Origin of the sequence: Dokdonia sp. 4H-3-7-5, from assembly GCF_000212355.1 — a bacterium.
GTDB lineage: Bacteria > Bacteroidota > Bacteroidia > Flavobacteriales > Flavobacteriaceae > Dokdonia.
This window is the reverse complement of the sequence record NC_015496.1, coordinates 2,498,368-2,517,614: the sequence shown is the minus strand read 5'-3', so window position 1 is coordinate 2,517,614 and position 19,247 is coordinate 2,498,368. Positions and strand designations below refer to the sequence as shown.

The following is a 19,247-nucleotide window of genomic DNA, read 5'->3' as shown; positions in this document are numbered from 1 at the left end:
TTACAAGAAATCCTCCCATTACATTTGTGTAGTATTACTTCTAAAAAAAAACACTATGAAAAAGAATATGGGAAATTTAGATCGCGGTATACGCATAGCGGCTGCAGTGATTATTGGTATATTATATGCAGCTAACGTTATAAACGGCACGGTGGCAATTATACTGGGTGTGGTTGCACTTATTTTTATTGCGACTAGCTTTATTTCTTTTTGCCCGCTTTATGCTCCCTTTAGACTAAGCACGTACAAAGTAAAAAAATAACATACCCTTACATCTTAAGCCCTTACAAGTTATCTTGTGAGGGTTTCTTTTTTACGCTTGCGCGAAATCGTTACCGTAACTCCCGTAAATGCGCTATAGCTATCCCTTAAGAATACACTATCTTTGCGGCTTCTTAAAAACAGCCTTATGAAGCGTCTTTTCAACAATTTCACCTCTAATCCTAAGAATGATATCGTTTCTGGTATTACGGTTTCTTTAGCCATGATACCTGAAGTAGTTGCATTTGCATTTGTGGCTCAAATAAGTCCAATTGTGGCATTATTTGGGGCATTTGTAATTGGGATTATCTCAGCACTTTTTGGCGGTAGACCAGGATTAATCTCGGGAGCAGCAGGAGCAGTTGCCGTGATTTTTGTACAGATGATTCAAGAAGGGCATGCAAAGGGATTACTCTTTGACCAGCCTGTTGAAAATATGGGATACTTCTATTTACTCGCCGCGGTGGTATTAATGGGAGTTATTCAGGTTTTTGCTGGTTTGTTTAAGTTGGGGAAATTTGTGCGTTTAATTCCGCATCCTGTGATGATGGGATTTGTAAACGGTCTTGCTATTGTGATATTCCTTGCTCAACTAGGAATGTTTAAAGAAAACAAAAAAGACTACGCTGGTGATAATATGCGTAAAACAGCTTCAAAGGAGCTCGTTTATACCGTATCTGATAATGAAGTAAAGGACAAAGTTTCTAATACCGTACTATTTACAATAGAAGGAAACTCTGTAATAAATAAGGCAACTAATAAGGAGGTGTTTGTATTATCTGACGGACAAGTATATGATACAAATACGCAAAAGGTAGTTTTTAATGCTTCACAAGATGGTTTCTACTCTGTAAAAGACAAAGGAGTCGTAAAAACCTGGATGCAAGGAAAGTCACTATATACCATGATAGGGCTAGTGTTACTCACCATGCTCATCGTATGGGGACTACCTAAAATCACCCCAAAGATTCCAGCTGCATTAACGGCTATTCTTATTGTATCGCTCATATCAATTTTTGGCGGATTAGACTCTGTAAACGTTGGCGAATTTATTAGAGATGGTGGTGGCGCAGGGCTCAATGGTATGGCAGAAATATCGAGCAAACTCAATGTTTTTGATTTATGGAGCAGCCTACCTTTTAATTTAGATACGCTTAAGTTTATAGCGCCTTATGCTTTTCTTGCAGCCTCAGTTGGTTTGATTGAAACGCTTATGACCATGAACTTGGTAGACGAGATGACAGACTCAAGAGGTAATGGAAACAGAGAGTGTGTAGCACAAGGAGCTGGAAATATCGTGAGTGGTGTTTTTGGAGGAACTGGTGGTTGTGGTATGATAGGCCAAACGGTAATAAACATTAACGCTGGAGGACGAGGACGACTATCTGGAGTGATGATGGCAATTACACTACTTACCTTTATATTATTTGCAGATCGCTTTATAGAACAAGTACCTATTGCTGCACTAGTGGGTGTAATGTTTATGATGGTTATTGAGACTTTTGCTTGGTCTAGCTTTAGAATTATTAAAAAAATACCAGCATCAGATGCATTTGTTCTCGTTATCGTATCGGCAGTGACTGTATTTTTTGATCTTGCTATTGCTGTATTTGTAGGAGTAATTATAGCAGCTTTATCATTTGCTTGGAGTAGCGCTAAAAAAATTAGAGCTAGAAAGAGATTTAAAGCAGATGGCACAAAGGTTTATGAGATCTGGGGCCCATTATTCTTTGGAAGTATTCAGAGTTTTAACTCTAAGTTTGACATCAACGGTGATCCAAAGCATATCGAAATTGACTTTATAGAAGCAAAAGTAGCAGACCACTCTGCGTTAGAGGCAATTTACATTTTACTAGGGAAGTATGAGGCCGTAGGAAAAACAATCACGTTAAAGCACCTAAGTGCTGAGTGTAAAGATTTAATGCGTAAAGCATCGCCTAAGTTTGACAAGGTAATTGAAGAGAGCGTGGACGATCCTCGCTATCACGTGCTTTCTGGAGTATTAGATACGGAGTCTTAAATGAATTAGGATTGAAGAAAGGCTTTTTCTGAAAAAAGCTTTTTACCGACCTTGAAGGGTGAGCTTTTTTCTTTTTGAATGTTTTTCTCCGACCCTGAAGGGTGAGCTTTTTATATACGCAAAGATTTTACGTGCTCAGAAAATTGAATTTTTGCAGATTAACACTTGCATTAGCTGCTAGCCCCGATTGCAATGAAAAAATCCCGCAGCAGAGCCAGGAATTGCAATGAAAGCGGGAAACTGCTCTTATAAAAAAAAAAGTGAGCGCTCCAATAGCTAACTATTAAATACAAAAAATCCCCTCAATAACTATTGAGAGGATTTATCTATACTTAAAAGGCTTTTTATTGATTCATTGAGATCAAGAATTCCTCGTTATTTTTTGTGCTCTTGATACGATCACTCATAAACTCCATCGCTTCTACTGGGTTCATATCTGCAAGGTATTTACGTAATACCCATAGACGCTGCGTGGTGTCTTTACTGTGCAATAAGTCATCACGACGTGTAGATGAAGATGTAAGATCGATCGCTGGGAAAATACGGCGGTTTGCGATGTTACGATCCAGTTGTAGCTCCATGTTACCTGTACCCTTGAATTCCTCAAAGATTACTTCGTCCATTTTTGAACCGGTATCTGTGAGTGCTGTAGCAAGAATGGTAAGTGATCCACCTCCTTCTATGTTACGAGCTGCTCCAAAGAAACGCTTAGGCTTGTGTAATGCATTTGCATCTACACCTCCGGAAAGAATCTTTCCAGATGCTGGCTGTACGGTGTTATATGCACGTGCGAGACGTGTGATAGAGTCAAGAAGTATTACTACATCGTGACCACACTCTACAAGACGTTTTGCTTTTTCAAGAACAATGTTTGCCACTTTTACGTGCTCATGGGCTTCTTTATCAAATGTAGAAGCTACTACTTCTCCATTTACGTTACGCTGCATGTCTGTAACTTCTTCTGGACGTTCATCTATAAGAAGTACAATTTGGTATACTTCAGGATGGTTTGCCGCAATAGCATTTGCCACATCCTTAAGTAACATTGTTTTACCCGTTTTAGGTTGTGATACAATCATACCACGTTGTCCTTTTCCTATGGGTGCAAACATATCCATCACACGAGTTGATATACTCGCTTGACGATTTGCTAGGTTAAATTTTTCTGTAGGAAATAATGGTGTCAAGTGCTCAAAAGAAACACGATCCCTAACGATGTTAGGGTTAAGACCATTAATCTTACTTACTTTAATAAGTGGGAAATACTTCTCTCCTTCTTTTGGAGGGCGTATTACTCCTAATACAGTATCACCAGTTTTAAGGCCAAAAAGTCTTATCTGTGATTGTGATACATAAATATCATCTGGAGATGCAAGGTAATTGTAGTCAGAACTGCGCAAAAAGCCATAGCCATCTTGCATAATATCTAATACTCCTTCACTCTCTATAATTCCTTCAAATTCATAATCTGGCTCGCGGTAGCGATTTCGATTGTCTTTATTTCCATGTGAATTTCCGTCTTTTTGATTACGGTTATTACGTGGCGTGTTATTACGAGAATTTGAATTACGATTATTATCGCGTGGCGCACGCTTATCATTGCCTTGACGGTTGTCATTGCTTGATCGTTTATCGTTGTTACGAGTATCTTTTTGATTATCTCGTTTTTGTGGTGTCTTGGTATCGTCTCCACCTTTACCCTTTGCTGGCTCACGTTTTACCGCTTCTCTTTTTGCTTGAGGTTCTCTTTTTGCAGGAGCTTCCTTTTTTACAGGAGGTTTTCCTTTTGCCGGAGCATCTTTAGCCTCCTCAGTGTTTGTTACAGGAGCATCCTTATTATCTTTTGCAGTTTTTGCTGGTCGAGGAGTACGAGGTTTACGCTCTTCTCTAGGCTTACGTTCTGACTTAGGGGCTGCCGCTTTAGGTGTTGCTTCTTTTACTTTAGGCACTACTGCCTCTATTTTTTTTGGATCGGCCGCTTGTAAATCAAGTATTCTGTAAACAAGGTCTAGCTTTTTTAATGTTCTGTATTTAGGAACATTAATCCCTTTTGCAATCTCTTGAAGCTCGGGAAGCTTCTTTGCTTTTAATTCTGAAATATCAAACATCTAGTAATGTGGGTAAATTATTAATCGGGTGATTAGAGCGTACCAAAAGAAGAATTTGATACTAAAAATATTAAGCAATTAAGTAACAAGCGGAGAGCCTTTTACATAATCACAAGACAATGATACAATTTTATTTTCAAAGTTTTCTTAGCAATATCACAAAATGAGACTTATTTTTACCACAGTTTAAAATGAGAATCACGTGATACAACGTATACAAACTATATATCTTTTACTAGCAACCTTAGTCTCACTAGGGTTACCATATGCCTTTAGCCTTTATTCTGATATGGATGGTGAGGCCGTGTGGGCAGTAGATGATATTTCTTATATAACACTTTTTAGTCTTAGTGCTATATTATCATTTATTTCCATATTTTTATGGAATAATAGAAAGAACCAATTCGTCTTAGGACGTCTCAATATCTTATTAAACTTTGCATTATTAGGTATTTTGGTATATCGATCACAAATCTTATCTGGAGGAACGGCGGTTCTTGAGAAGGGTATTGGGATGATCATTCCGCTTGTTTCTATCGTTTTACTAGTCTTGGCAAACAAGGCAATCAAGCGCGATGAAGATCTTGTAAAATCTGTTGATAGATTACGATAAGCTTATAATCTTAGTTTTATTAGTGCGTAAAGCCTCTCATTTATTTGGGAGGTTTTTTTTATGCTTACGCAAAAATGTGAAACTAAAAATCACGCGTTATCTAATAACCCCCCTTCCCTCTTGTAGATAATGCTCGTCAATAAGCAGTAAAACTTGGGATTCACTTATGTACTAATTAAATCAGTGATAAAAATATAGAATAAAGAAGTTTAGTAAATTACAAGCACAATAACCCCACACGCATTAAATTCATTATGACCCAAAAAAACTTAACATACGATTACATTATAATAGGTAGTGGTTTTGGTGGCTCTGTAAGTGCACTACGCCTATCACAAAAAGGATATAAAGTACTCGTGGTTGAAAAAGGAAAATGGTACAAAGCAACCGATTTTCCCAAAACCAACTGGAATCTAAGAAAATGGCTCTGGATGCCCTACCTGCGGTTTTTTGGGATTATGAAACTATCCATATTCAAGCACATTGCCATTATCTCTGGAACTGGCGTAGGTGGAGGATCCCTCGTATATGCAAATACATTACCCACTCCTAAAAGCACTTTCTTTAACTCTGGTAGCTGGAGCTCGCTTAACAATTGGGAAGACGACCTAAAACCTTACTATAAGGAAGCATTAAGAATGCTAGGTGCAGCGCAAAATCCTTCCTTATATGATGGAGATAAAGCTCTCAAAGCCGTAGCAAAAGATTTGAATATTACACAAAAGTTTAATCCTACGCGGGTTGCAGTCTTCTTTGGAACTCCTAATAAAACAGTAAAAGACCCTTATTTTAATGGAGAAGGACCAGATCGCGCTGGATGTAATTTTTGTGGAGCTTGTATGACTGGCTGCCGCCACAATGCAAAAAACACGCTTGACAAGAACTACCTATATCTTGCTCAAAAACAAGGAGCCACCATACTAGCCGAAAATGAAGTGTATGATATACAGCCATTAGATAAAAACGACAGTGCGCTAGGTTATGAAGTCTCTATGAAGAGAAGTACGCGCATCTTTGGTAAACATCAAAAAATCACCACTAAAGGTGTTATCTTTTCTGGAGGCGTACTAGGTACAGTAAAACTCTTGCTAGCTCTAAAAGCTAAGTCACTACCGCATCTATCAGATCATCTAGGTGAGGATATACGTAGCAATAATGAAACACTCATAAGTGTCTCTACACTAGAAAAAGATAAAAACCTCTCCAAAGGTATCGCAATAGGAAGCATACTTGACACAGATGAAAATAGTCATCTAGAAATATGTAGATATGGAGAAGGATCTAATGCATGGAAACTTGCGCATTTACCTTACGTGACAGGATCAAACGTATTCTCAAGACTTTTTAAAACAGCTATCAAACTAATCAAAAATCCTGTAGATTATTTTAAAATCTACGTTTCAAATGGATGGGCAAAAAATACTGTTGTATTATTATTTATGCAAACGCTGGATAGTACATTACGTTTTAAAAGAAATACCTTGGGAAAGATGATATCTACAGTAAGTTCTGGAAAGGCTCCTACCCCATTTATTCCAGAATCTATAGCGCTTGTAAAATCATACAGTAAGGCTATTAAAGGAGTAAGTACCTCTTTTGCCTTAGAAACACTTGCTGGAATACCATCTACAGCACACATACTAGGCGGTGCAGTTATGGGAGAAAATACAGAAAGTGGAGTTATAGATAAAGACAATAAGGTTTTTGGCTATAAAAATATGCTCGTGATTGATGGCTCTATGATTTCGGCAAATCCTGGCGTAAATCCGTCACTTACCATTACAGCCATTGCAGAACGAGCGATGGATCAAATACCAAATAAGCAATAAGACAAAGATTAAGATGCGCCTCCCTTTAACCAACAAGGAAACGTCTCAACCTCAAAAAAATCATCTTCCCAGATATAAAAAAGTGATACTTTTCCCTTTTAAACACTACCTTCACCGCCACTATGGAAAAAACAGAATTTTTAGAACAGCACCTATTTAATGATTTGACTAATCTCAATAAAGAGTCGGAGGCAGATGACTCTTATCAGTTCTCTGAGGCAGATTTTGAGATTGTACTTCAGCGCGCAGAGCATTTTGGATTAGGTGTCTTTACCATCGAATCATGGCATAATGGAAGCTCTTATAAGGCATTTAGGCACGAAGATTTTAGAAAGAAGGCAACAGATGCCAAATGGTATAAAAAAGCTTTTTTGACCTCTAGAAAAGGTCAAGCTGGTCTTACGTATGCTGGAACTTATAAGATTTCTAGTAAATTATTATCAAGAGAGACTTTTCAAGAAGAGGAAGAGTGAGATTTACTTGTAATCATTTCAAAGTTTAGAGGCTTGTAAAAGTAACAACTCACAAAGGCTGGCAATTATTGAGTGACCTGGACTATTTTCGCGAAAGCGCAATAAGCCTACTACACATCTTAATAATTGAAAAAACCTACACATAAAAAAACGCAACCATTGCTGGTTGCGTTTTCCAATTGAGTGTTTTCACCTTTTACTAATCAAACTTAAACAACATCAACTTCATTCTTTTTTACAGCTAGTGCATAAATCACTAGTCCAAACCCTATCTTATTGATAGCATCTGCAATGTTATAAGCGACATCTACACTTCCTTTTCCTAGTATGCTCGTGTACCATCCATCTGTACCTAGCATATATCCTAATGGATAAATAGCCCAACCTACGAGTACGAACCAGCATAGTATTTTATGTGCTTTAAGAATATCTCCACCAGCAGCAACTGCAAGTTTCTTTGCGCTTCCTAACCAAATTTCATATACTATATAAAAATATGCGGCTCCAGAGATAGCTCCCCACAATGCGGCTTGATCTTGGAATACAGCTTCTCCAAAGTATCCTGTTACTAACATAATAACCGAGAATAAGATAAGCTTCCACATGAGTGCAGGTTTTGCACCGGCAACTTTTAAAATTAAGTAGAATTCAACACACATTAATGGAACTGTAAGTACCCAGTCTACATATCTAAAAAATGTAGGAGACTCTTGAATAGCAAACCAGTAATCTCTCATGTACCAGTAGTGCACTGCGGCAATAAATGTGATTAAACCAGATACAAGGACTGAGGTTCGCCACTTCTTGTTAAATTGGTTAAGCGATAGAAAAAAGAAAGCAGAAGCTGCCATCATCGCCATCGCACCCACAAAGAATGTAAATCCTACATAATCACTTGGATCTAGTTTTGTTGGGTCGGCTAGTAATAGTAATAAAAATTTCATAGCATTGATATTTTTAATTAAACATTTGTTTAAGTAAATTTAGATAATGTTAAACAAATAAATAATTATTTTCTCATAATTTTTTAATTAAAATTATCAACACCTAAATTATTCATGACAAAAATTCTCAATATCACAATCATAGGTAGTTTTGCGGGCTTATGGATCGCCACACTATTTTCTACCAAAGCTGAATTGGTTTTGGGTTTTTTACTCATTCTCACATTTGGGATCATACATGGATCAAATGATTTATTATTAATAGAGAAGTTATTTACTAAAGAGAAAAAACGGAGCTTCATTAAATCGCTCTTATTTTATGTTCTTACAGTACTGCTTACTTTTCTAGCATTTTATACCATCCCTTCTATCACAGTAATTCTCTTTATTATTTTTAGCGCATACCATTTTGGCGAGCAACATTGGGAGTCTAAAGTTGATTCAAAACTCAAGTTATTATCTTCTATACTACAACTCAGTTATGGCGCGCTTATACTACTGATATTGTTTTATTTTAATGAGCAGCAAGTGGAGAGTATTGTTTTGGCAATTACTGGAGTAACTTTTCCTCATTTATTTCTCTTATACTCCTTGTACATTGTGCTCGCAGTATTTTTTATAACAGGAGCCATACTAACTTATAAAAGTGATAGTTTTAAAAAACTCATATTAAAAGAACTCTTCTTTTTAGGCTTACTTCTTGTAATCTTCAAAATGTCATCTCTCATTTGGGGCTTTACTATATACTTCGTGTTGTGGCATAGTCTTCCTTCCCTTTTTGAACAAATTCACTTTATATATGGTAGTTTTACTAATCAAACCATATGGCTCTATGTTAAAAATGCACTGCCTTATTGGATTATTTCAATTATCGGGATTGGTATAAGCTATTTTTGGCTCAAGGAAAGTGTGTTATTTTTTGCAATTTTCTTTTCCTTTATTGCTGCGGTAACATTTCCACACTCCTTGATTATATCATTGATGTTTAAAAAGAAAAACGATAACACCAAAACTCACTAGAATGAAATATAGTTTTTTACTTTTTTTTTGTCTCGCTTTTGCGAAAGCGTATGCTCAACAACCTATATCTACTCCAGGTAACGTTATAAGTGATTTTGGTAAAACTTATGAAGTTAATAATCCTGATTTTAAAACAGATACTACCGCAATTTTCAAAGTAGTGTTTGATGTAGCAAAAGCACCTGAAAATCCAAGTTTGCGCAATCCATACATTGAGACGATGGCGAGATTTCTTAATATGCAAGAGAAAGCAGGTGTTCCTGCAACAAATATGCACATACGGGCCGCTATACACGGACAAGCAGCTTATGGAATGCTTACTAATGAATTGTATAAGGAGAAATTTGGCGTAGATAATCCTAACATTGAATTACTAGAAGCCTTAAAAGAAGCAAACGTATCACTCATCCTTTGTGGTCAAACTGCTGGAGCGCGTAATATTACCAAAGAACGAAGACTGGAAATGATTGATGTAGGACTTTCGGCAATGACAGTTTTAAGTCAATCGCAAATGGAAGGTTACACGCTCATTGCTTTTTAAAGCTACTTTAAATTCATAAATCTGCACCATTAGATAATTACACTCACATGCGCTTACTATTTACCCTAGTTTTTTCTTTTATCACACTATCTGTGTTTTCTCAAGAGGCTACCCGTCAAGACAGCCTTCGAGGGTCAATCACTCCACAAAGAGCCTGGTGGAACATCGTTCACTATGATCTTTCTGTCACGGTAATACCAGCATCAAAGTCTTTAATAGGTACAAATATTATGACCTATCGTGTACTAGAAGAAGGTACGACCGAGCTACAAATAGATCTTCAATCCCCAATGGAGCTCACAGCAGTAATGCAAGATGGACACTCTCTTGACGTGCGTACTGAAGGTGCAGCCCATTTTATACAACTAGAATCTGCTCAAAAAGCAGGAGAACTAAAAGCAATAAGATTAAGCTTTGAAGGTAAACCTCGCGCTGCTGTAAACCCACCATGGGATGGTGGTATCACTTGGCAGCAAGATAGCAACGGCAAACACTTTATCGCGTCTTCAAATCAAGGCATAGGTTCCAGCATATGGTGGCCTAATCGTGATCACCCAGCAGATGAAGTGGATAGCCTAGACATGCATGTTACAGTACCTAAAGATCTTGTAGATGTATCTAATGGACGACTAGTGGGTATAGACAGTACAACATCTTCAAAAACATATCATTGGGCGGTACGCAATCCTATAAATAATTACGGAGTTAATATTAATATTGGAGATTATGTAAACTTTTCTGAGGTATATAAGGGAGAGAAAGGACCACTAGATATGAGTTACTGGGTACTTCGTGAAGATGAGAAAAAAGCAAGAGCTCAATTTACCCAAGCCCCTATGATGATGGAAGCTTTTGAACATTGGTTTGGTCCTTATCCATTCTATGAAGATAGTTTTAAACTCGTACAAGCTCCTTACTTAGGCATGGAACATCAAAGTTCTGTAACTTATGGAAACAAGTTTAAGAATGGCTATTTAGGAAAAGATTTATCTGGTACAGGACAAGGACTCAAATTTGATTTTATAATTATACATGAATCTGGTCATGAATGGTTTGCAAACAACATTACAAATAAGGATGTTGCAGATATGTGGATTCATGAGAGCTTTACTAACTACTCAGAAAATCTTTATCTAGATTATCATTTTGGCAAAGACGCTGCTAGTGAATATGTAATTGGACTGCGTAAAAACATTAGAAATGATAGACCTATCATAGGTACTTACGATGTAAATCGTTCTGGAAGTGGCGACATGTACTATAAAGGTGCAAATATGCTACACACCATACGTACCATTGTAGATAATGATGAGCTGTGGCGAGAGACTTTACGTGGACTTAATAAGGAGTTTTACCATAAGACCACAACAAGTGCAATGGTAGAAGATTTTATGTCCAGAAAACTGAATCAAAACCTCGCTCCTATATTTGATCAATATTTAAGAACGGTAAAAATCCCAACCTTTGAATATAAAGTGAGTAAAAAGAAGCTGAGTTATCGTTACACAAATGTGATAAGTGATTTCTCTATGCCACTTTCTATAATGATAAATGGTAAATTACAATGGCTCGCACCTGCAGATCAGTGGCAAGAGCTTAAAATGTCTAAGAAAATAATTGACATGAGTATACTAGAGGATTTCTATATACAAACAAGGAAGCTATAAAAGGATTCCAATCTAATTAATCAATATAATCAATTACTCAAAACGTATTGCCTTTACTGGACTTATTTTTGTTATAATGTAAGATGGTATAAGGAGTATAAGCACACAAACCAAAAACACGCCTACATTAAGAGAGAGAATATGCCAGAAGTCTATGAGCACTGGCGCCTCACTTACATAATAGGTAGATGGGTCTAACTTCACAAAACCAAATATTTTCTGAGCATATAATATTCCTAAACCTATAAGATTACCCCAAAAGAGCCCAAGACCTATTAAGTACATTGCATTATAAATAAAAATCTTACGCACACTCCAGTCTGATGCTCCAAGTGCCTTGAGTACTCCTATCATTTTTGTACGCTCTAGTACTAGTACAAGCAGCGCCACAATCATATTAATACCTGCAATCAATATCATAATAACAATGATCAAGATGATATTGAAATCAAATAGTTTAATCCACTCAAAAATATTGTAATTACTCTGTATTACAGAGATAGATCTCAAAGTAGAACCAGAGTTTTCATACACCTTATTATTCAGTGCCTCAAGATTATCAAAATCATCTACAAAAACCTCAAAAGATCCTACCTCATCTTTCTCCCAGTTATTAATACGGGTAAGGTGACGGCGATCACCCATGATATACACTTTGTCAAACTCTTGATATGCACTTTCATAAAGTCCTACAATCTCTAGTGCCCTCGGTCTAAAACGCATGTTATCTTTATTTACAAATTGTATGATTGCCTTATCGCCTACTTTAAAGCCTAAGCGGTTTGCCAGATACGTACTAAAGATAGTCTCATTATTAAGCGCTCCCGTAAGTTCTGGTTTTCTGCCTTCTACTATATATTCCTCGATACGATTCCAGTCATAATCATCACCCAGCCCTTTGTAAATTACTCCTTCAAAGGTCTCTGCAGTCCTTATTACACCCGCTTTTACAGTAATTGCCTGTACATGTGTTACTTCTGGTACTGCATTAAAATCTGGGTAAAAATCTTGATTTATAGAAATTGGATTTGGAGTTTCTTCACTGTTATTTCCGTCAAAATTTGACACGACAATATCTCCAGAAAAGGCAGACACTTTTTGTCTTATCTCTCGCTGGAGTCCTAGTCCTGTAGCAATCGATATAAGCATCATCACCATACCAATTGCAATTGCTACGATGGCAATTTTAATTATCGTACTGGAAGCACTACTTTTATACGATGTCGCGCTACTTAGGCGTTTGGCTATAAAATACTCTAAATTCAAATGCGTCTCATTTTCTTCAAAAATACCCTTTTTTTAATGCTCACACTGCTTATTTCTTGTGCAAATAGCGGTGGAGATAGTAACGCTTTCGCGAAAGCGGAATTAAAAAAAGAAACTGTACTACAAGAAACTCCTTCTCAACAACCAATCGTTACCGCTGCCAATAGGACAGCGCTCTACTTACCGTTGCTTAAAGATAAAAAAGTAGGTGTAGTCACAAACAAAAGCGGACTCATATTTAAAAGTACTCCGCATATTGAAAAGGAAAGTACACACCTAGTAGATTCTCTTATCTCAAGCGGAATTACAGTTACACGTGTTTTCTCACCAGAACACGGATTTCGCGGTGATGTAGATGCTGGAGAGCGAGTAAAAGATGGAAAAGATCCAAGGACTGGTCTTAATATTATCTCTCTTTACGGTAAAAACAAGAAACCAAGCCAGGAACAACTAGAAGGACTCGATGTAATCCTCTTTGACATACAAGATGTGGGTGTTCGATTTTACACCTATATATCTACACTTACCTATGTGATGGAAGCCGCTGCCGAAAAAGGTATACCGGTAATTGTACTAGACAGACCTAACCCTAACGCTCATTATATAGACGGTCCTACGCTAGGAAAGGAGCACACAAGCTTTTTAGGGATGCATGAAGTACCCTTAGTCTATGGTATGACTATAGGAGAATATGCCATGATGGTGAATGGTGAGGGCTGGCTTAAAGATAACATACAATGTAGTCTTACGGTGATTCCATTAAAAAATTGGGATTACACGACCCCGTATTCATTACCTACGCGTCCTTCTCCTAATTTGCCTAATGATAAAAGTATCAACCTCTACCCTAGCCTAGGCTTCTTTGAAGGAACTACCATTAATGCCGGAAGAGGAACAGAAATGCAGTTTCAAATTTTTGGAGCTCCAGATTTTTCACCTAGCAATTTTACATACTCGTACACTCCTGAGCCTAACTTCGGATCAAAGGATCCTAAACATAATGGACAACGTTGTTATGGCATAGACTTACGTAATCAAGAGTACATGAGCCGCGTTAATTTAGAATGGCTTATAGAAGCTTATACTGCAAGCACTGATAAAAATAAATTCTTTAAAACGGCTAGTTTCACCCTTCATGCAGGTAATAAAAAACTACAGCAGCAAATTCAAGATGGATATACCTTTAAAGAGATTAAACGTGACTGGATAAAGGATATAGAAAACTTTAAAAGCATACGTAAGCAGTACCTTATGTATGAATAACGATTCTTTTAATAGCGCGCTTAAAGCGAAAATTGAACAAGTTTTTACACAATTTAAAAGTCAATCTATAACAGCAGAGCAACTTGCTATAGCTGAAGAAGGTTTTATATTCTCTGAAGTAAATCCTAAAGCCAAAATACTAGTGATGGGGATTAATCCCTCATTAAGAAATGATTTTGTAGGAAGTAATGGATATAGCTATAACTATGACCACTTAAGTACTGATCGCTATTTTAAAAAATTCTCGACATTACTTAAAGGCTTTGAGCAATTTGGAATTACCTATTGTGATTTATTTTATCAACGTCATACTGAACAAAAACAAATAGAATATTTCTTAAGGGATGAAAAGGGTCGAGATTTTTTAAAAAGCCAATTAGCCATCACAAAGGAAGTTATTGAGCATATCTCTCCAGAGCTTATTTTACTGTTTAATAGAAAAGGAGCTATGTTTTTTTCTAAAGAATGGATTGGCTATACATTAGAACAACGAGCACAGCAAGAACCTCATTTTGAACAGATTGATGATTTATATAATATAAACGAGCTAGAAACCTCAATATATTGCTCCTCTTTCCTAGGTTACAGAACGCGCAAAAAGACGTACGATCGAATCTACAACGATATCGCACTGTTAATCAAATCAATAACATGATTTTTTAAGAATTAGCATAAAAGCCAGTGACAATGGCTGCTCGCATCCTCTTTTCTAATGAAAAATGTAAATAATCTAATTTTTATTAAAAAATAAGTAGTAAACATCAGTTTTCGTTAAATTTTTATCTTAGTTTTAACACAAATTAACAATAATTTAATATCTGTTAAAATTTATAAACTAACAAATCAACTATGCACAAACTCACGTTTACTCTTTTAGGTCTATTAATTGGTGTGACCTCATTTGCCCAAGTTACTGTCACAGGTACAGTAACAGATAAAAACAATGTTCCCATCTCTGGCGCAAACGTCATTGAAAAAGGAACTACCAATGGCGCTATCACAGATTTTGATGGTAATTATAATATTACAGTACAGAGCGACGGTACTTTAGAAATAAGCTATTTAGGTTTTGACACAAAACGCGTAGCAGTAAATGGTAAAACATCAATTGATGTAACACTTGAAGAAGGTGTAGGTCTTGGTGAAGTGGTACTTGTGGGCTCAAGAACTGCTCCTAGAAGTCAGGTAGACACTGCTGTACCAGTAGATGTAGTATCTGCAAAAGAACTACAAACTACAGGTCAAGTAACATTTGACAAAGCCTTACAGTACAAGATACCATCATTTAATACAGTACAAACTCCTGTAAATGATGCAACTTCTCTTCTAGATCCTTATGAAATAAGAAACATGGGGCCTTCTAGAACCTTAATCTTAATCAATGGTAAACGTAAGAACTTAAGTGCACTTCTTTATACTCAAACTTCTCCAGGACGTGGGGAGACTGGTGCAGATATCTCTGCAATCCCTACAGATGCAATCAAGCGTGTAGAAATATTACGTGATGGTGCATCTGCACAATACGGATCTGACGCAATTGCTGGTGTAATGAACGTTATCTTAAAAGATAATGATAATCAAGGTTCGGCGACGCTAAGAACAGGAATCACTTCTGAAGGTGATGGTGAGATGGTAGGAATCAGTGTGAATAATGGTTCTACTATAGGAGATGACAAAGGTTTTATAAACTATACCGTAGACTTCTCTAAAGTAAACCTTGCAAACAGACCTGGTACAGTAGATGCTGCTGGAGAAGCTGGTGACTTTGGAGCAGACCTTGCAGATGTTCAAGAATTTTTATCTCGTAACCCAGATGCAAATAACATTAACGGATCACCAGAAACTGCATCTTCTAAATTTCTAGTAAATGGAGGTTTTGACTTAAGTGATAATACTGAGTTGTATTTCAATACCGCTTATGTTTATAAGAAGGTAAATAGTTTTGCAAACTACAGAACTCCATATTGGAGAACAATTGAAGAATTTCCTTATTTAGGAGACTTCTTCCCAGGAGACAACCCTAACAACCCAGGTGGTTATGATGGTTATGTTCCTACTTTTGAAGGGCTACTTAATGATTATAATGGTACAATTGGAATTAGAACTACCATTAATGACTGGAATGTTGACGCTAGTTATACAACGGGTGGAAACACACAAACGTACCAAGTGAATAACTCTCAAAATGGAAATTTTGTCTACTCTCCTGCTGTATTCATTGATGGAAATGGTAATGGTACTGTTGAGGATGGAGAACTTACGGAAGGATCTCAACTGTATAGAGAAAACAGTGCTAGATCATTTGATCCGGGTGGAACAAAATTTACTCATAATGTAGGTAACATTGATATCTCTAGAGTACTTTCAGACAAAGTAAGTATTGGATTTGGTGCTGAGTTTAGAAATGAGGTATTTGAGGTAATTGAAGGAAAGCTTGATTCTTATGATGGTGGTGGTGCAGATTCTTTTGCAGGTAACAGCCCAGAAAACTCTGGAAAATTCAACCGTTACAACTTTGGAGGTTATTTCTCTTTAGATTATGACGTTACTGATGCTTTCTTATTAAGCGGAACAGTTAGAACAGAAAATTACTCTGATTTTGGTAATACATTTGTTTATAAATTTAGCTCACGCTATAAGCTTACAGACAATCTCACAGTAAGAGGTTCATTATCTACTGGATTTAGAGCTCCTACATTACACCAGATTTATACACAAAAAGCACAATATAGCTTTATCCCAGGTCAAGGTATTCAAGTGGGAGGTTTAGTAAATAACGTGTCTACACAAGCCCAATTATTAGGAATTGATGAACTAGATGCAGAGACATCAAATAACTTCACCATTGGTTTTGGTGGTAAACTAGCAAACAATCTTACGTTTACAGTAGATTACTACAACATTGCTGTAAAAGATCGTATCGTGTTAGGATCTGAAATTACAGGAACTGCTTTTGATGATGATGGAAATAATATAGGTACTACTCCACTAGATGATATTTTAAGAGACAATAACCTGAGCGATGTAAGTTTCTTTTCTAATGCTATTGACACAAGAACTTCTGGACTTGACGTAGTGATTAGTAAAAGAAATATCGAGCTAGGTAACGGTAAGCTTGGACTTAATCTATCTGGTAATTATACAATTACAAATGAACGTGATGGTGCTGTAAAAAATCCACAACTTGTTGAGGATTCTGGACAGTCTGTAGTAAACGCTACGCAAGAAGCATTATTCTTCACGTCTAGACCTAGAACTAAGTGGATCTTAGGTGGTAACTATGATATTGGGAAGTTTGCTTTCTCTCTAAACAATACATATTTCGGAAAGACTACATTTAAGCAACAAGGGCTTGATGACAACTTACGCACAGAGTTTATCCCTAAGATTGTTACAGATCTTGGTATCAACTATAATGTAACTGAAAAGATCACGCTTGCACTTAACGTAAACAACTTATTGAATGTATTACCAGAGTGGGAATTTAAAGCAGAAAATGCAGCAGGGTCAGCTATACTAGCAGATGCTGCAGCAACGCAAAATCAGTCTAATTTAATAACTTTTAACCAGCGTTATTCTCAGATGACTTATGACGGTTATCACTTTAGCCAGTTAGGTACTATGTTTAACTTATCTCTTAACTACCAGTTCTAAGGATCTGATTTTTAATGAAAACCTCTCTATATTCATTTATAGAGAGGTTTTTTTATGAAATTACGTGATTCCTTGTAATCTTTGCTGTGCTATTACGTTTAACTATATTTACAGTAAGTCACATTAAACCCTCATTATTGATGAAAAACATAACACTCCTATCACTTTTACTTCTTGTATTCTTAAGTTCTTGTGATGATGACCTTGATGATAATTTAAGACCAGCTAGTAGCACAGAAATCTCGGACTTTGTATATCGAGGGCTAAATTATTGGTCGTTATATAAAGAAGACGTACCAGAACTAGCAAATGACTTTTTTGATAATGACGCCGCAAGATTTGATTATTTAAGTCAGTTCTCTTCTCCAGAAGCTGCTTTTGATGCGCTTACATCTACAAGAGATCGCTTCAGTATATTAAGAGATGACTATGTTGCTCTTGAAAACTCCCTTGCAGGTATACGTACTTCTTCTGGATTAAATCTATCTTTATTAATTATGCCCAACGATCCTACTACTGCTTTTGGGGTTGTACGCTATGTAGTTAATGGCAGCCCGGCAGATCTTGCCGGAGCAGAGCGAGGAATGATATTTACACTTGTAGATGGACAACCACTCACAAGTAGCGATGGACAACCGATAGATGGAAGCACAAATTTTGATAGCTTTTTTGCACCAGATACTTACACCATAGGATTAGCGACCTATGATGGAACAGACTTCACTGTTACAGGAGAAGAAATTCTAATTACAAAAACTGAACTCACCATAAACCCTGTACATACGGTAAACGTATTAAGTGTAGGAGGTAATGAAATAGGATATCTACATTACACAGGATTTACTAATGAATTTGATAGCGAACTCAACGCTGCTTTTGCACAATTCCGTAGTGCGGGAGTTACAGATCTTGTTCTTGATTTAAGATATAATGGAGGTGGATCTATAGAAACCGCAAATGATCTCTCTACAATGATTACTGGGCAATTTAACGGTGAAGAATTCATAACGCAAGAGTATAATGCAGATAGAAATCAAGAAAATGAATTTGTAAGAAGATTTAATAATAATCTAGGCTCTGGAGATGATGGCCCTGCTATAAACAGCTTAGGATTAACAAGAGTTTTTGTATTAACAACAGGAAGATCTGCAAGTGCGAGCGAACTTATACTAAGTGGTCTTGATCCTTACATTGAGGTAATTCAAATAGGAACTAACACCGTAGGTAAATTTGAAGGTTCATTTTTATTATATGATGCTCCTGCACCTAATTTCCGTCGCTCTGAGGCAAATCCTAATCACCGTTATGTAATGCTTCCATTAGTATTAAAATCTGTAAACGCTGACGGGCTAACAGACTACTTTGATGGGTTTACACCAGACTTACTAATTGCCGAAGATTTTGAAAACTTTGGACAACTAGGTGAACTAGGGGAGCCACTATTAGATGCAGCTATAGACATTATATTAAATGGTAGAAGTAGCACAAACTACAATACCAGCATACAACGATCTATTTACGATTCAGAACAAGAAGATCCATTATACCAGCGTATGATGGTAGATCGCATCGATTTATAAACATCAAT

At 36.7% G+C, this 19,247-nt stretch carries 15 protein-coding genes; 12 read left to right on the top strand and 3 right to left on the bottom strand.

What is annotated here, in order from left to right; all coding sequences use genetic code 11:
- Nucleotides 1-55 precede the first annotated feature (55 nt).
- Together KRODI_RS11195 and KRODI_RS11190 are read left to right on the top strand one after the other, a co-directional pair.
- Nucleotides 56-262, top strand: a complete 207-nt coding sequence (locus KRODI_RS11195) for a DUF2892 domain-containing protein (RefSeq protein ID WP_013751714.1) — start codon at nt 56-58, stop codon at nt 260-262.
- 147 nt (nt 263-409) lie between these two features.
- The gene (locus KRODI_RS11190) at nt 410-2,281 is read left to right on the top strand and encodes a SulP family inorganic anion transporter (protein WP_013751713.1); all 1,872 of its coding nucleotides are present in this window, start codon (nt 410-412) and stop codon (nt 2,279-2,281) included.
- Nucleotides 2,282-2,625: 344 nt separating this feature from the next.
- On the opposite strand, the gene rho is transcribed toward KRODI_RS11190, so the two are convergent.
- Entirely contained in the window at nt 2,626-4,389 is a 1,764-nt protein-coding gene (gene rho / locus KRODI_RS11185) for a transcription termination factor Rho (RefSeq protein ID WP_013751712.1), read from the bottom strand.
- Between the two features lie 202 nt (nt 4,390-4,591).
- On the opposite strand from rho, the gene KRODI_RS11180 reads away from it, so the two are divergent.
- The 3 genes from KRODI_RS11180 to KRODI_RS11170 all read left to right on the top strand — a co-directional run bounded on the left by KRODI_RS11180 (nt 4,592) and on the right by KRODI_RS11170 (nt 7,304).
- Nucleotides 4,592-5,002, top strand: a complete 411-nt coding sequence (locus KRODI_RS11180; RefSeq protein ID WP_013751711.1) for a DUF4293 domain-containing protein — start codon at nt 4,592-4,594, stop codon at nt 5,000-5,002.
- 254 nt (nt 5,003-5,256) lie between these two features.
- Nucleotides 5,257-6,831, top strand: a complete 1,575-nt coding sequence (locus KRODI_RS11175; RefSeq protein ID WP_013751710.1) for a GMC oxidoreductase — start codon at nt 5,257-5,259, stop codon at nt 6,829-6,831.
- A gap of 122 nt (nt 6,832-6,953) precedes the next feature.
- Complete coding sequence (locus KRODI_RS11170; RefSeq protein WP_013751709.1) at nt 6,954-7,304, top strand: hypothetical protein; 351 nt, start codon at nt 6,954-6,956, stop codon at nt 7,302-7,304.
- Nucleotides 7,305-7,513: 209 nt separating this feature from the next.
- On the opposite strand, the gene KRODI_RS11165 is transcribed toward KRODI_RS11170, so the two are convergent.
- Complete coding sequence (locus KRODI_RS11165; RefSeq protein ID WP_013751708.1) at nt 7,514-8,248, bottom strand: bacteriorhodopsin-like; 735 nt, start codon at nt 8,246-8,248, stop codon at nt 7,514-7,516.
- A 114-nt stretch (nt 8,249-8,362) separates the two neighbouring features.
- On the opposite strand from KRODI_RS11165, the gene KRODI_RS11160 reads away from it, so the two are divergent.
- The 3 genes from KRODI_RS11160 to KRODI_RS11150 are packed head-to-tail and all read left to right on the top strand — an operon-like array spanning nt 8,363 to nt 11,476.
- Nucleotides 8,363-9,268, top strand: coding sequence for a Brp/Blh family beta-carotene 15,15'-dioxygenase (locus KRODI_RS11160; RefSeq protein ID WP_013751707.1), 906 nt, complete (start codon nt 8,363-8,365; stop codon nt 9,266-9,268).
- Between the two features lies 1 nt (nt 9,269).
- Nucleotides 9,270-9,809: a DsrE family protein gene (locus KRODI_RS11155; protein ID WP_013751706.1), complete on the top strand. Its 540-nt coding sequence runs from the start codon at nt 9,270-9,272 to the stop codon at nt 9,807-9,809.
- Between the two features lie 47 nt (nt 9,810-9,856).
- Nucleotides 9,857-11,476 carry a M1 family metallopeptidase gene (locus KRODI_RS11150; RefSeq protein WP_013751705.1) on the top strand — a complete coding sequence of 540 codons (1,620 nt, stop codon included), beginning with the start codon at nt 9,857-9,859 and terminating at the stop codon, nt 11,474-11,476.
- Between the two features lie 33 nt (nt 11,477-11,509).
- On the opposite strand, the gene KRODI_RS11145 is transcribed toward KRODI_RS11150, so the two are convergent.
- Nucleotides 11,510-12,742, bottom strand: coding sequence for an ABC transporter permease (locus tag KRODI_RS11145; protein ID WP_013751704.1), 1,233 nt, complete (start codon nt 12,740-12,742; stop codon nt 11,510-11,512).
- Nucleotides 12,743-12,778: 36 nt separating this feature from the next.
- Here KRODI_RS11145 and KRODI_RS11140 point away from each other — a divergent pair, with 36 nt between their 5' ends.
- From KRODI_RS11140 to KRODI_RS11125, 4 genes are all read left to right on the top strand, one after another.
- Nucleotides 12,779-14,005, top strand: coding sequence for an exo-beta-N-acetylmuramidase NamZ domain-containing protein (locus KRODI_RS11140; protein ID WP_013751703.1), 1,227 nt, complete (start codon nt 12,779-12,781; stop codon nt 14,003-14,005).
- Complete coding sequence (locus tag KRODI_RS11135; protein ID WP_013751702.1) at nt 13,998-14,660, top strand: hypothetical protein; 663 nt, start codon at nt 13,998-14,000, stop codon at nt 14,658-14,660. Before KRODI_RS11140 ends, KRODI_RS11135 begins: the two co-directional genes overlap by 8 nt.
- 194 nt (nt 14,661-14,854) lie before the next feature.
- Nucleotides 14,855-17,659: a TonB-dependent receptor gene (locus KRODI_RS11130; RefSeq protein WP_013751701.1), complete on the top strand. Its 2,805-nt coding sequence runs from the start codon at nt 14,855-14,857 to the stop codon at nt 17,657-17,659.
- 140 nt (nt 17,660-17,799) lie between these two features.
- Nucleotides 17,800-19,239, top strand: coding sequence for a S41 family peptidase (locus tag KRODI_RS11125; RefSeq protein WP_013751700.1), 1,440 nt, complete (start codon nt 17,800-17,802; stop codon nt 19,237-19,239).
- The last annotated feature ends 8 nt before the right edge of the window (nt 19,240-19,247 follow it).